This is a genomic window from Sphingomonas sp. P4_G2 (assembly GCF_056401155.1).
On sequence record NZ_JBFUJY010000010.1, the window covers coordinates 51,706 to 65,271 of the forward strand.

The window sequence follows — 13,566 nt, forward strand, 5'->3', positions numbered from 1 at the left end:
CGGGCTATCCGCCCTCGCTATCGCTCGGGAATTTTCCCGGCGAACGTCCCCCGGACGTTCGCTTTTTCGGGAAAATTGGTCGGGGAAAGAGGATTCGAACCTCCGGCCCCTGCCTCCCGAAGGCAGTGCTCTACCAGGCTGAGCTATTCCCCGACCGGCGCATCTCCGGGCAAGCCCGGCCGTGCGAGGGGGCGCCTATAACCATGGCAGAGGAGTCGCGCAAGCCTCGCATCGCGGTGCGGCAGCCCCTGTCGTCATGCCGGCGCAAGGCTGGGATGATGAGAAATGGTTATATCCCCCGCGCCGCCAGCATAGCGTCGATGCTGGTAAACTTCTCGCGAGGCGAACCGTCGCGCGCCGCGGCGATCTCGGCTGCCTCGATCTTCTGCCAATCGCGAAACGTCACGACGTCGACATTGCGGTCGCGCAGCAACAGGTCGAGCCCGGCGCGGCCTTCCTTGCCGTAATCGTCAGGCGAGTCGGCGGCGATCTGCTCGGCGATCATGAAGCCGTCGGGGCGGTTGGTGCCGATCGTCCCGGTCGGCCCGCGCCGCGCCCAGCCGACCGCGTAGAGGCCGGGCGCGATCCGGCCCTCGTCATTGGCGAAGCGGCCGAGCTTGGCGTCATAGGGTACGCCGTCGATCGGCGGGGTACGATAGCCGATGCAGCTCACCACCAAAGCAGCGGGAATGACATAGGTTTCGCCGGTGCCATTGGCGCGACCCTCCCGGTCGATCACGGTGCGTTCGACGATGACGCGCTCGACCTTGCCGTCGCCTTCGATCGCGACCGGCATCGCGTAAAAGTCGAACTCGATGGTGATCGGCTTGGCCACGTCGAGCGTCGCGAAATTGCGCAAATGCGTCACCGACTTGCGCAGCCCCGGCTCGAGCGCGGCGTCTTCGGCCTCGGGCGGCAAATCGGCCGGGTCGACATGGGGTACCGCGCGTTCGAGATGGCCGAGCTCGCCAAGCTCCTTGGGGGTCATCGCGATCTGGTGCGCGCCGCGCCGCGCCAGGATGGTGATCCTTTCGTGCGAAGCCGTCGCGAGCGAGTCGAGCGCGTGGCCGACAATGTCGGAGCCGGCAAACTCGGCACCGGTCTTGGCGAGCACGCGCGCGACATCGAGCGCGACATTGCCCGCGCCGACGATCACCACGCCTGGCCCACTCAGCACGGGGGCGAGGTCGGCGAAATCGGGATGGCCGTTATACCAGCCGACGAACGCCGCCGATCCGGTCACGCCGGGCAAATCGTCGCCGGGAATGCCGAGCGGCCGGTCGGCGGGCGCGCCGGTCGCGAGGACGACGGCGTCGTAGAGGCCGACCAGTTCGGCGATGGTGACGTCGGTACCGACGGTCACGTTGCCGACGAAGCGGACATTGTCCGACAGCGCGGTCGCTTCATAGCGGCGCGATACGCCCTTGATCGATTGATGGTCGGGCGCGACGCCGGTGCGGATCAGGCCATAGGGGACGGGGAGGCGGTCGATGATGTCGACCCGGACCTGGTCACCGAACTGCTTCTGGCACGCTTCCGCGGTGTAATAGCCGGCGGGACCCGATCCGATGATCGCAACGTGACGCATGGCCCCTCCTGATAGGTCAGGAGGGGATGCTTAGGGCGTGTATCCGTCATCGGCAACGGCCTGGATTGTGCGGGGAAGCGTTAAATTACATTAGCCCTCTCCCGTTTACGGGAGAGGGTTGGGTGAGGGTCTTCTTTCTTCTTCTTTGACCGAACCGAAGAGGAAAGAAGACCCTCACCCTCCCACCGCCTGACGGCGGCGGGCCCCTCCCTCTCCCGCACGCGGGAGAGGGGTTAGTAGACCTATCGTGTCGTTGTTACCGGCCGCCGAGCTGGTCGACCATCTTGATGTAGGCGTCGAGATAGGCGAGCACGATGACCTGGCCGATCTGCGTGTTCTGATATCCGCCGCCGCCGGCCCCGGCGAAGCCGCCCCACCAGCTCGCGCTGGTCGACGCGCTGAAGCCGACATCGGTCTTGCGGTAATAGCCCTCGACGACGCGCTCTTCGGTGGTGCGCGAATCGACCACCGACAAAGTGACGTTGGCTTCACCCTTCTTGATGTTGATGCCGCCTGCGAGCGAACCGATCGCCCGAGCGCCGCCACCGCCGAACCGGCTGAGGACGCCGCCGATCGCACCACCGACATTGCTGCCGCCGGAATTGTCGTTCGTCGTGACGATATTGGGTTCGAGCAGGAAATCGGCCGCGCGGACCTGGCCCTTGCCCATGTTCGACCCGCGCTGCAGTTCGCCATTATCGGCCAGCGCGCGCTCCATCGCCCGGCTCTGCATCGAGCGGCCGCGATTGACCAACGTGAAGCAATGCGATTCCTGGACGAACACCTTGATGATCGCCTCGGGGCTGCCCAGGCTATATTGCCGCCACCATTGGTTTTCGGGCTCGACCATCGCGATCGTGCCGAGCGGCCTCGCGCAATGCGGCATTTCGCGCATGCCGCGATCCTGATCCTTGCGGCCCGACGATCTGTCGGGCCCCGCGAACGCCGGCGAAACGGAAAACGCCATCGCGGCAGCAACGGCTGCTATCATCAACTTACGCATCTAAACCTCCCCAAGCGCCAGTGCCCTCGAGCGGTCCGGCGCGGATGACCCAGTTCGCACGTGCCCAGCTGTTGCCGTGACGCGTCCATGGCGATGCGGGAGATGCGACCCGCCCTGCATCCTGATCCATATCTAGCAGAGCGTGATGATCCGAAATAGGCATTTTCCGTCATTGGTTTGCCCGGTTCCGGCTGGCGGCCGCACGGAAATCCTTGCCGCCGACATGCGCGGCGCTATCGTCGGGGGCGATGGCATCGCTCGATATCGTCCGCGAATTTTTGAGCGAGATGTCGCCAATCGAAGGCGTCGCCGCGCTGCTGATCCTCGCCAATGTCGTGCTGGTCGCGCTGCGAAGTATCTGGAATTTTGCGTTCGGGATCGTCGGCGTCGCTATCTATGCCGTCGTGTTCTTCCATGCGAAGCTCTACAGTGACACATTGCTACAGCTCTTCTTTCTGGTCGTTCAGTTCTATGGCTTGTGGCAATGGCGGCGGTCAGAAATCAACGCGGGCGAGGTCGTGGTGGAACGACTGACCGCGAACGCGCGGCTGGGCTGGCTGGCGGGCATTCTGGTGACAGTCGGCGCTTGGGGCTGGCTGATGCACCGCTTCACTGACGCCGCTTTGCCGTGGTGGGATGCCTCGGTGGCGATGACCAGCGTTGCCGCCCAGATCCTGATGTCGGTGCGCAAGCTGGAAAATTGGTGGCTGTGGATCGCCGCCAACATCCTGTCGATCGGGCTGTACGCGGCGAAGGGACTGTGGATTACCACCGCGCTTTACGTCGTGCTGCTCGCTATTTCGCTGTTGGGGCTGGCGGGTTGGAACGCCGCGCGGCAAAGGGCGGCGGCATGAAGCTCCGCTCGATCTGCCTCCACGGTCCAGAAAGCACCGGTAAGTCCACGATGGCGCCCGAACTGGCGCGCCATTTCGGCTCGGCCTGCGTGGTCGAATATGGCCGCACCTATACCGAGGCGTTCGGCACCAATTGGACGATGGCCGATCTCGTCGCGATCGCCCAGGCGCACGACGCCCAGACGCGCCAGGCGATCGCCAGCGGGCGGACGCCGGTCATCCTCGACACCGACCCGCTGATGACCGAGGTCTGGGCCGAGATGCTGTTCGGCCGCCACGACAAATGGTTCGATTCGTGGAACGGCTTCGCCGATCTCTATCTGCTGTTCGACATCGACCTTCCCTGGGTGGACGACGGCACGCGAATGTTCGGCACGCCGGAAAAGCGCCGACGCTTCTACGAACTGTCGATGGAAGTGCTCGAACGCCGCGGCGTGCGCTGGACGATGGTGAGTGGAGAGGGGGATCAGCGCTATCTGACCGCGCTTCGCGCCATCCTCGGCACCGAGAAGTCACTCTCAGGCGCTTAGGGTCCTTGCCCTTTGGCGTTTGGCCGCATGCCTGCTATCGGCGCGGCAAATCCCTCTTCATTGCAAAGATCATCGTGTCCACGCCGCTCGACAAAATCCGCAATTTCTCGATCATCGCTCATATCGACCATGGCAAGTCGACGCTTGCCGATCGTCTGATCCAGGCAACTGGCGGCCTGTCCGAGCGCGAGATGTCCGAGCAGGTGCTCGACAATATGGACATCGAGCGCGAGCGCGGGATTACCATCAAGGCACAGACCGTGCGCCTGTCCTACAAGGCGCAGGACGGCGAGACCTATACGCTCAACCTGATGGACACGCCGGGCCATGTCGACTTCGCCTACGAAGTCTCGCGCAGCCTGGCGGCGTGCGAGGGCGCGCTGCTGGTGGTCGACGCGGCGCAAGGGGTCGAGGCGCAGACGCTCGCCAACGTCTATCAGTCGATCGAGCACGACCATGAGATCGTGCCGGTGATCAACAAGATCGACCTGCCCGCGGCCGAGCCGGAAAAGGTCAAGGCCGAAATCGAGGAAGTGATCGGGCTCGACGCCTCCAACGCGGTGCTGACCTCGGCCAAATCGGGGATCGGCATCGCCGAAGTGCTCGAGGCGGTGGTCCAGCGCATCCCGCATCCCAAGGGCGACGCATCCGCGCCGCTCAAGGCGATGCTGGTCGACAGCTGGTACGATTCGTATCTTGGCGTCGTCATTCTGGTCCGCGTGATCGACGGCGTGCTCAAGAAGGGCCAGCAAGTTACCTTCATGCAGGCCGGCACCCAGCATCTGGTCGACCGTGTCGGCTGTTTCCGGCCCAAGATCGAACAATTGACCGAGCTCGGCACCGGCGAGATCGGCTTCATCACCGCGCAGATCAAGGACGTGGCGCAAGCGCGGGTCGGCGACACCCTGACCGATACCAAGCGTCCTGCGACCGCGCCGCTGCCGGGCTTCAAGGAAGTCCAGCCGGTCGTGTTCTGCGGCCTTTTTCCTGTCGATGCCAATGACTTCGAAAAGCTTCGTGAGAGCATTTCGAGGTTGCGCCTCAACGACGCCAGCTTCTCGTTCGAGATGGAAACCTCGGCCGCGCTCGGCTTCGGCTTCCGCTGCGGCTTCCTCGGCTTGCTGCATCTGGAGATCATCCAGGAACGGCTGACCCGCGAATACGATCTCGACCTGATCACCACCGCACCGTCGGTCGTCTATCAGATCGAGCTGACCCACGGGCAGGGCCATATCGAGCTGCACAACCCGGCGGACATGCCCGATCCCAACAAGATCGCGCTGATCAGCGAGCCGTGGATCGAGGCGACGATCTATTGCCCCGACGAATATCTCGGCTCGATCCTCAAGCTCTGCCAGGACCGGCGCGGCATCCAGAAGAACCTGACCTATGTCGGCGGCCGCGCGCAGGTGACCTACGAATTGCCGCTCAACGAAGTGGTGTTCGACTTTTACGATCGCCTGAAGTCGATCAGCCGGGGCTATGCCAGCTTCGACTATCATCAGATCGGCTATCGCGAGGGCGACCTCGTCAAGATGTCGATCCTGGTCAATAACGAGCCGGTCGATGCGCTCAGCATGATCGTCCATCGCGGCACCGCCGAAAGCCGCGGGCGCGGCATGTGCGAGCGCCTCAAGGACCTGATCCCGCGCCATCTGTTCAAGATCCCGATCCAGGCGGCGATCGGCGGCAAGGTGATCGCGCGCGAGACGATTGCCGCTATGCGCAAGGACGTTACGGCCAAATGTTATGGCGGTGATATAAGTCGCAAGCGCAAGCTGCTGGACAAGCAGAAGGAAGGCAAGAAGCGCATGCGCGAATATGGCAGCGTGCAGATTCCGCAGGAAGCCTTCATCGCCGCGCTCAGGATGGGTGACGAGAGCTGAGGCTAACCGCGCGTCCGTCCCAGCCGTCACCCTGGCCTTGTGCCGGGGGCCAACGGGCGGCAGGCCGAAAGGCAAGAGGTTCAATGACTTCCATCGCGGCACCTTGGCCCCCGGCACAAGGCCGGGGTGACGAGGAAAACACCATATGATCCCCCGCGAACTAATCGATGTCGCGCGCATCCCCGGCACCAATGACGAGCTGCGGCTGTTCCGCCGTGGCGCCGATTTCATGATCGTGCTCGATCGCAACGAGCTGATGAACAGCCGGATGAGCGGATCGGAGGAAGTGCTGGCGACCGCGACGTGCGAACGCCTCGGTGCCCGCAAGGCGCCGCATCTGCTGATCGGCGGCTATGGCATGGGCTTCACCTTGCGCGCTGCGCTGCGGTCGCTCGGCGCCGATGCCAGGCTGACGGTGGCCGAACTGGTGCCAGAGATCATCGACTGGGCGCGGGGACCGATGGCCGAGCTCGCCGCCGGCTGCCTCGACGACCCGCGCGTCCGCGTCGTCGGCGACGACGTGGCGGCGTTGATCGACACCGGGCAAGGCCAATATGACGCCATTCTGCTCGACGTCGACAATGGCCCCGACGGGCTGACCCGCCCGAGCAACGGCCGGCTCTATTCGGAACGCGGCCTCGAAGCGGCGTGGCGCGCGCTGCGCCCGGGCGGTATCCTGGCGATCTGGTCGGCGGCGCCCGATCCGCGGTTCGCCCGCAAGTTCGGCTCATGTGGGTTCGTTGTGGACGAGGTCGTGACCCGCGCCCGCAGCAACGGCAAGGGCCCGCGGCATGTGCTCTGGTTCGGGACGCGCAGCGCCGCTTAGCTTTCCGCGTGCAAATCGCGGCGACAGGCTGCGACATTCCTGCACTTGCGGTCCACCCGAAACGGGCCTAGCGGCGCGCAACCCGACGCGACGCTGTTGCCCATTCCCTTATGCCCCGCCCAGAACCCTCCCTGCTAGTTTCGATCCACGACGTTTCCCCGAAGTTCGAGGGGAAGGTCGATCGGCTCGCCGAGCTCGTCTCGCGCGACATGCCGGCGCCGCGTTATGCGATGCTGGTCGTGCCCGATCACTGGGGCGATTCACCGATCCGCGGGGGCACGCCCTTCGCCTCGCGGCTGCGGGCCTGGTCGGACGCCGGGGTCGACATGTTCGTCCATGGCTGGTTCCACCTCGACCGCAGCGAGCATGACGGCGCGCTGGCCAAGTTCAAGGCGAAGCGGATGACCGCGGGCGAGGGGGAGTTTCTGGGCCTCGATCACGATACCGCGCGCAGCCGGATGGCCGATGGGCGCAAGCTGATCGAGGACATTATCGGCCGACCGGCGACCGGATTCATCGCCCCCGCCTGGCTCTATGGCGAGGGCGCGATGCAGGCGCTGGGCGAGGAAGGCTTCGCGCTGGCCGAGGATCATATGAAAGTGTGGCGTCCCGCGACCGGTGAGGTCGTCGCCAAGGGACCGGTGATCACCTGGGCCAGCCGCAGCCGCTGGCGGATCGCCTCGTCGCTCGCCGTCGCGGCTGTGGCGCGCGCCGCTTTGCCGCGCCGTCCATGGATGCGCCTCGCCGTTCATCCTGGAGACACCAACGTACCGGCACTGACCGACAGTATCGCGCGCACGGTTGCCAGTTTGTCGCGCGGGGCGCGTTTTGCGCGGTACAGCGAACTTCTGCCGGCCATGGGGGCGTGAGCGGCCAGAGACCAACACGGGAAAGGGACGGGTAAGGTACGATCGAATGAACGACATGTCACGGGCCGTACGCGGAATGGAGGCCGCCACGGTTGCCGATTGGGCACGAAGCGCGGGGGATCGCGCTGCTGCCCCCTGGCTTCGTTGGACGGGGCCGATCCTCTCGATCGCGATCATTTTCGTCGTTGCACGCGTTCTGGGTCGAGCCGACCTGATCGCGCTCGATCAGCTGCTGCCGGTATCGGCCGGCTTCTGGGTAGGCATGGCGCTGCTGCTCGCGATCCAGCCGATCGCCGATTATATCATCTTCCGCGGGCTGTGGCCGTTGCCGCTGGTCGGCGGGCTCACCGCCTTGCTCCGCAAGTCGGCATCGAACGAATTGCTGTTCGGCTATTCGGGCGAGCTGCAATTCTACCTCTGGGCACGCCGCAACGCGTCGATCCCCGGCTCGCCCTTCGGGGCAGTGCGCGACGTCGCGGTGCTGTCGGCGCTGGCCGGCAATATCGTCACCCTGGCCCTGCTGCTGGCGGCGATCGCCGTACCCGGGCCGCTCGAATTCGGCGTCATGAACCCGCACGTCCTGTGGTCGGGCGTGCTCCTGGTCGCCTCGTCGATGGCGGTGATGCTGTTCCGTCATCGCCTGTTCGCGCTGTCGCGCGCCCAATTCTGGCGGATCGCGGCGATCCACACGGCGCGGTCGGTTGCCGTGACGCTGATGTTCGGATTGCTGTGGGCAATGGTCATGCCGGGCGTGTCCGTAGGCTGGTGGCTGCTGCTGTCAGCGGCGCGTCAGTTCGTCACTCGCCTGCCGTTTCTGCCCAACAAGGATCTGGTGTTTGCCGGCCTCGCCGCCGGCATGCTGCACGACGTGCCCGACGTCGCCGATACGGTCGCCCTGGTCGCGGGCGTGCTCTTCGCTGGGCAGGTCGTGATCGGCGCTGCGCTCGCTATCGCCGACCTGGCGCGCGAAGCCCTGCACATCGAGGCACGCTGATGCGCATTGTCGACGTCTGCGCCTTCTACACCCCCGCCGGCGGGGGCGTGAAAACCTATGTCGAGCGCAAGCTGCAGGCGGGTCCGCGCGCAGGGCATGAAATCGTCATTCTTGCGCCCGGCGACGAGGACCGGATCGAGGAAGTAGCCCCCGGCGCGATCCTCGCGACGATCGCCGCGGCGCCGTTTCCGCTCGATCGCAATTACCATTATTTCGACGATCAGGACCGGCTGCACGCCGCGCTCGACCAGTGGCGGCCCGATCTGGTCGAGGTCGCCTCGCCCTGGACCAGCGCATCGATGGTCGGGCAGTGGCGCGGCGACGCCCCGCGTGCGCTGATCATGCATTGCGATTTCCTGTCGGCCTATCCCTATCGCTGGCTGCAGGGGATGTTCTCGATCCCGACGATCGACCGCCGGCTCGAATGGTATTGGCGGCATTTGCGCAAACTCGATCGCCAGTTCGATTTCGTGGTGAGCGCCAGCGATGACCTCACGCAGCGACTGCGCGCCGGCGGGGTGGCCAAGGCCCAGACCATCCCGATGGGCGTGCAGCCGGACGTCTTCTCGCCCGATCTGCGCGACGAGGATCTGCGCGGCGAGATGCTCGAACAATGCGGCCTGCCGCCCGAGGCGACCTTGCTGGTCGGGCTCGGTCGCATGGCGCCCGAGAAGCGCTGGCCGATGATCTGTGAGGCGGTGCTGGCGGCGGGATCGCACCATGCCGTCGGTCTGGTCCTGTTCGGCGCCGGACGCGACCGCGCGCGGGTGATTCGCGCGACGCGCGGGTCGCCCCATATCATCGTCGCCCCGGCGATCACCGATCGCGACCGGCTGGCGCGGATGCTGGCCAGCGCCGACGCGCTGATCCATGGCTGCGAGGCGGAGACGTTCTGCATGGTCGCAGCAGAGGGGGCGGCAAGCGGTCTGCCGCTGATCCTGCCCGATCGCGGCGGTGCCGCCGACCATCACCGCCCGGGATGCGGTATCCGCTATGCCGCGTGCGACGCACGCGATCTCGGCGAGCGGCTGACCGCCTATCTTGGCGACGATCTTCAGGGGGAACGCGGGCGCGCGGCGGCGCTGGCACCGCAAGTGCGGTTGATGGACGCGCATTTCAGCGATCTGTTTGCGGTCTACGAGCGATCGGTCGCGCGTGCGGCGGCCTGACCGCCGATTGATCGTTTATATCGACCGGAGCAGAGACACGCTGGCGCGCGACGGGAGCGCCAGCAATGTTTCGAATTCGGCGATCCGCGCGTCGCATTGGTCGTTATAGCTGCCGACCCTGCCGTCGAGCAGTGCCTGCATTCGGGCGGGCGGGACGCCAATCCTCTGTCCCGCGGTTGAGATCCAGCTGGAAGCGAGTGGCAATGCAACTGGCGGGGCGGCGGCGGGCACGATGTCGTCGCGCTCGAGGATTCGCGCGTAAAGCGCTTTGCGCTGGTCGGAAAAATTGACGGGCACATCGTTGACCGCGACCTTGCCCGGCCGCGCGAGTTCGACACAGTCGCTTGGCGCACCGGACCGCAACGTCTTGAACGTGTCCAGCCGCTGGCGTTGATAATCGGCAATCAGCTCGGCATCGCTCGCATTGGCGACGGTCAGCGCCACTCTGTCGAGGAGGAATTTCTCGAGCGCTTTTTGGAAATCGGACAGCGATTGCCGCTCGTCCCGCGCCTGTAGCCATTTGCTATCGAGCTGGGTGGACAGCGCGGCATTCTTGTCGCGCAGCGTCAGAAGTGACAGGTCGCTGCCACCGATCTCCGCCAGCACAGGATCTATGTCAACGGCACTGCCCGCCATCGCGTCGGGCACGCTGCTGCGATCGCCGACCAAGGTCGTCGGCGTACCGCCGGTGTTCGCGGGCTCATCCGACGGTTTGGCGAGCTGGCCCAAAATCGAGATAATCAGGAAGACGGCGCCCGCTAACCCCCATAACGGGATGCGTCGTCCGGACTGCCGGGGCGGGCCGGCTGACGAGCCGTATTTCGCCAGCTTCTCATCCCACATCGCCACGCGCGCCGGATCGAGATCGCGCTCGATTAAGGGCTGCTCGGTACGGATTGCGGTGAGTAGATGGTGCACTGTGGCCACCGGGACCGAGACGGCCGGTCGCTTTTTGTCGCCCAGCGGCGTTGTCAGCTCCGTCCAGGCGGCATGAAGCGGGTGATCGGTCGCCGTGACCGCATCGAGAAAGCGTATGCCGCGGGCCCGGTTTAGGATGTAGGCGATCATGTCCGGCTGGTCGACTCGACCATCGGAGTTGGCCCATTCGAAGAAGTCGATCGCGGTTGGAACGACGCAGTCCGACCGCGGGATCGAATAGGCGATCAACTGTGCGAACTGGGCTTCCGCTCCGACGCGGAAGGTGACCAGTTCCATTCGCGGGTCTGCGATGAGGATCGAGAAGTGCGCGCGCGCGGCAATCTTTTCTTCGGGTGTCAGGCTCGGCGGGTTCTCGATTTGCGGGAAGAACAGTGCAGCGAGCGCATTATAGTGGCCGGAATAGAGATCGGCATCGACCGCCGCTTCGGGATTTGCTGGTGCGGCGGCGATCGGGCGTGCGGTTGCGACTTGCTGATTGGCCGCGCGGTGATCGTCGATCGACTGCGCCGCGTCGAGAAGCGCTGCTATCGCCGGCGGCGTGTCGATTCGCGCCGGGCCGACCCATTTGAACGCGGCGATCGCGGGTTTCACCAGCGATTCCGATCGTGGCAGAGAGGCTGCGATCAGATTCGCGAGCCGGGTTTCGGCCTGAACGCGAAAGGCGAGATCCTGCAGACGCTCATTGGCCAGAATGGCATTGAAATAGGAAAGCGCGTTCGGGGTATCAACGGTTGGTGCGTGGACGTCGTCCTGGCCCGGCGCGAGGAGTGCCGCCAACGCCGAGAACAAATCCTCAAAAGTACCCTGGGGCAGGACGGGCGTGTCGGCGGATGGGCGTTGGTTGGCGAGCGTCCCGACGTTGGTCTCAGCTCCCGCTTCGGCACCGTCGGCAGCAGGCGCCGCTTGATCGGCCTCTGCCGCTTCGACACGGCGGGCATTGGCCGCCTGCCGGATTTCATGGATCGCATAGTCGCGCGCGTTGCGAAGCGCGATGAAGCGCTGCGGTTCGCTATCCATATCGATCTTCTTGAGCGCGTGCGCATAAGCGGACCGGATCGTGGCGACCTCGTCGGTCGGCGCGATCTCCAGCGTGTCCCAAATCCACTCGTTCACAGGAAGCGCTCGCCTTCCAGTTGGTCGAGAATGCCGGTCATCTGCTGGCGGGCGTGATCGATCGCACGCGGATCCTGCGCGTCGAGGACGGTCTGGAATTCCAGAATCCATTTCGCGACCATCTCGCGCCGGTCCCCGATGAATGACTCGTAGCAACGCGCCGCGCGGGCGAGCGCCGCCTGGTTCATGGCGTGGTCGCGTGGGTGCGTTTTGAGCTGCGCGAGCACGGCGCGACGCTGTTCGAGTTGCTGGTTGGCGATCGCCGCATGCTCGTCGAAGATGACCAGATTATAGGTGAGATCGGCATCCGGGACGGTGACGTCCACCTCCAGCAGGCCGCTGGTGTCGTAGCTGAAGCGGCATTCGACCGTGACGTGACCTGCGGGTTTGGGCGGCACCGGGATGCGCATCGTGCCGAGCTTGATATTATGCTTAACCTCGCGTGCCTCGCCTTGGTAGATGTCGAAGACGATCGTCTGCTGGTTGTCACTGATCGTATGATAAGAGTTGACCCGACTGGCAGGGATCGGCGTGTTGCGTTCGATAATCGGTGAGAAGATGCCGGTCTGCATCCCGCCGCGCGCGTCGCGGACCGCATTGTTCACGCCCAAGGTGAACGGGCAAACGTCGGTCAGCCTGACCTCGTCGAGCGCCTCGTCACGGCCGAGCAGCCCGGCCTGGACCGCCGCGCCGAGCGCGATGGCATAGTCCGCGTTGATCGTCGCGTCGGGAAAGCGACCGAACATCTTCGTTACCGCGCGGCGCACGATTGGCATGCGCGTGGCGCCGCCGACCATCACAACCTCGCTCAACGTTTCCGCCACGATACCGCTATCGCGCAACGAGCGCAGCACCGGATCGCGTAGCCGGGCGATCAGCGGCTCCGCCGCTTTGTCGAACGCGGAGGCAGCGATCTCCACCCTTTCCTGGCGGTCGCCGATGGTGATGACGAAATCGGCGCTGTCCCGATCGCTCAGCGCCCGGCGCGTTCGCTCCGCCGCGGCGCGCATCAGTTCGGTGACCTGCGGCAGATCCGGGTCGATCAAGCCGCTCGGCAGGGCGTTGCGCGCCAAATCGACGACGACCTCGTTAAAATCCTCTCCACCCAGCCGGTTGTCGCCGGCCGAGGCGCGAACTTCGATGATCCCGTCGAAAATTTCGACGATAGAGACGTCGAACGTTCCGCCGCCCAGGTCGAACACCAGGAACGGCTCCTTCTCGCCGCGATCCTGGAGGCCGTACGCAAGCGCCGCCGCAGTCGGTTCGTTGAGTAGACGACGGACGTTGAGTCCGGCCAGCTCCCCCGCGCGTCGCGTCGCCTTGCGCTGGCGATCGCTGAAATAAGCAGGAACGGTGATCACCGCTTCGGTCACCGGCTCACCCAGGAACGCCTCGGCGTCGGCCTTGAGACTGCCCAGGACTAACGCGGAAAGCTGTTCGGGATCGAACAAATGGCGGCCGAGCTTGGTGCGTTGCTGCGTGCCCATCAGCCGCTTGAAAGCAGTTGCGGTGCGGCCGGGATGGGTCTCGCGCCGGTCGCGCGCGGGCAGACCGACGATCAGTTCGTCCTTCTCGCCGATGCTGACCGCCGAGGGCGTCAGGAAATCGCCCAAGGCATTGGGAATCAACTTTGCCTCGCCGTCGCGCCAGATCGCGACGGCACTGTTGGTCGTGCCCAGATCAATTCCGACAATCACGCTGATACGCCCCCGAACCAGACGGCCAGAACGGCCGCGCAGTTTTAATGCTGACTTCAGTCCGGTAGCGCAAGCACCCACTTGAAGGCGGACGCGGG

The 13,566-nt window shown here is 65.1% G+C and carries 11 protein-coding genes and 1 tRNA gene; 7 read left to right on the forward strand and 5 right to left on the reverse strand.

Features of this window, described 5'->3' with window-relative positions:
• Nucleotides 1-76: 76 nt before the first annotated feature.
• From AC1DRD_RS20655 to AC1DRD_RS20665, 3 genes are all read right to left on the reverse strand, one after another.
• Nucleotides 77-153, reverse strand: a tRNA-Pro gene (locus tag AC1DRD_RS20655).
• 136 nt (nucleotides 154-289) lie between these two features.
• On the reverse strand, nucleotides 290-1,588 hold the full coding sequence (locus AC1DRD_RS20660) for an FAD-dependent oxidoreductase (RefSeq protein WP_478042855.1): 1,299 nt from the start codon (nucleotides 1,586-1,588) through the stop codon (nucleotides 290-292).
• A gap of 256 nt (nucleotides 1,589-1,844) precedes the next feature.
• Nucleotides 1,845-2,591 (reverse strand): CsgG/HfaB family protein, encoded by a 747-nt coding sequence (locus tag AC1DRD_RS20665; RefSeq protein ID WP_478042856.1) that lies wholly within the window; start codon nucleotides 2,589-2,591, stop codon nucleotides 1,845-1,847.
• Nucleotides 2,592-2,839: 248 nt separating this feature from the next.
• Here AC1DRD_RS20665 and pnuC point away from each other — a divergent pair, with 248 nt between their 5' ends.
• The 7 genes from pnuC (at nucleotide 2,840) to AC1DRD_RS20700 (ending at nucleotide 9,719) form a co-directional block, all read left to right on the forward strand.
• Nucleotides 2,840-3,445, forward strand: a complete 606-nt coding sequence (gene pnuC, locus AC1DRD_RS20670) for a nicotinamide riboside transporter PnuC (RefSeq protein ID WP_478042857.1) — start codon at nucleotides 2,840-2,842, stop codon at nucleotides 3,443-3,445.
• The gene (locus AC1DRD_RS20675) at nucleotides 3,442-3,975 is read left to right on the forward strand and encodes an AAA family ATPase (protein ID WP_478032235.1); all 534 of its coding nucleotides are present in this window, start codon (nucleotides 3,442-3,444) and stop codon (nucleotides 3,973-3,975) included. Before pnuC ends, AC1DRD_RS20675 begins: the two co-directional genes overlap by 4 nt.
• A 74-nt stretch (nucleotides 3,976-4,049) precedes the next feature.
• Nucleotides 4,050-5,861: a translation elongation factor 4 gene (lepA, locus tag AC1DRD_RS20680; RefSeq protein ID WP_066807655.1), complete on the forward strand. Its 1,812-nt coding sequence runs from the start codon at nucleotides 4,050-4,052 to the stop codon at nucleotides 5,859-5,861.
• 145 nt (nucleotides 5,862-6,006) lie between these two features.
• Nucleotides 6,007-6,687, forward strand: coding sequence for a spermidine synthase (locus AC1DRD_RS20685; RefSeq protein ID WP_478042858.1), 681 nt, complete (start codon nucleotides 6,007-6,009; stop codon nucleotides 6,685-6,687).
• Nucleotides 6,688-6,797: 110 nt separating this feature from the next.
• Nucleotides 6,798-7,556, forward strand: coding sequence for a DUF2334 domain-containing protein (locus AC1DRD_RS20690; RefSeq protein ID WP_478042859.1), 759 nt, complete (start codon nucleotides 6,798-6,800; stop codon nucleotides 7,554-7,556).
• A 46-nt stretch (nucleotides 7,557-7,602) separates the two neighbouring features.
• Nucleotides 7,603-8,550: a hypothetical protein gene (locus AC1DRD_RS20695; RefSeq protein ID WP_478042860.1), complete on the forward strand. Its 948-nt coding sequence runs from the start codon at nucleotides 7,603-7,605 to the stop codon at nucleotides 8,548-8,550.
• Nucleotides 8,550-9,719 carry a glycosyltransferase gene (locus AC1DRD_RS20700; protein WP_478042861.1) on the forward strand — a complete coding sequence of 390 codons (1,170 nt, stop codon included), beginning with the start codon at nucleotides 8,550-8,552 and terminating at the stop codon, nucleotides 9,717-9,719. The genes AC1DRD_RS20695 and AC1DRD_RS20700 overlap by 1 nt, the downstream gene beginning before the upstream one ends.
• Before the next feature lie 15 nt (nucleotides 9,720-9,734).
• Here the strand turns inward: AC1DRD_RS20700 and AC1DRD_RS20705 are convergent, their stop codons facing one another.
• Both AC1DRD_RS20705 and AC1DRD_RS20710 read right to left on the reverse strand, forming a co-directional pair.
• A complete protein-coding gene (locus tag AC1DRD_RS20705; RefSeq protein ID WP_478042862.1) occupies nucleotides 9,735-11,771 on the reverse strand; it encodes a hypothetical protein in 2,037 nt (678 codons plus the stop codon).
• Complete coding sequence (locus AC1DRD_RS20710) at nucleotides 11,768-13,468, reverse strand: Hsp70 family protein (RefSeq protein ID WP_478042863.1); 1,701 nt, start codon at nucleotides 13,466-13,468, stop codon at nucleotides 11,768-11,770. Before AC1DRD_RS20710 ends, AC1DRD_RS20705 begins: the two co-directional genes overlap by 4 nt.
• Between the last annotated feature and the right edge of the window lie 98 nt (nucleotides 13,469-13,566).

Coding starts and splice junctions, on each gene's coding strand:
- AC1DRD_RS20660 (WP_478042855.1), bottom strand. CDS start 1,588: ATGCGTCACGTTGCGATCATCGGATCGGGTCCCGCCGGCTATTACACC.
- AC1DRD_RS20665 (WP_478042856.1), bottom strand. CDS start 2,591: ATGCGTAAGTTGATGATAGCAGCCGTTGCTGCCGCGATGGCGTTTTCC.
- pnuC (WP_478042857.1), top strand. CDS start 2,840: ATGGCATCGCTCGATATCGTCCGCGAATTTTTGAGCGAGATGTCGCCA.
- AC1DRD_RS20675 (WP_478032235.1), top strand. CDS start 3,442: ATGAAGCTCCGCTCGATCTGCCTCCACGGTCCAGAAAGCACCGGTAAG.
- AC1DRD_RS20685 (WP_478042858.1), top strand. CDS start 6,007: ATGATCCCCCGCGAACTAATCGATGTCGCGCGCATCCCCGGCACCAAT.
- AC1DRD_RS20690 (WP_478042859.1), top strand. CDS start 6,798: ATGCCCCGCCCAGAACCCTCCCTGCTAGTTTCGATCCACGACGTTTCC.
- AC1DRD_RS20695 (WP_478042860.1), top strand. CDS start 7,603: ATGAACGACATGTCACGGGCCGTACGCGGAATGGAGGCCGCCACGGTT.
- AC1DRD_RS20700 (WP_478042861.1), top strand. CDS start 8,550: ATGCGCATTGTCGACGTCTGCGCCTTCTACACCCCCGCCGGCGGGGGC.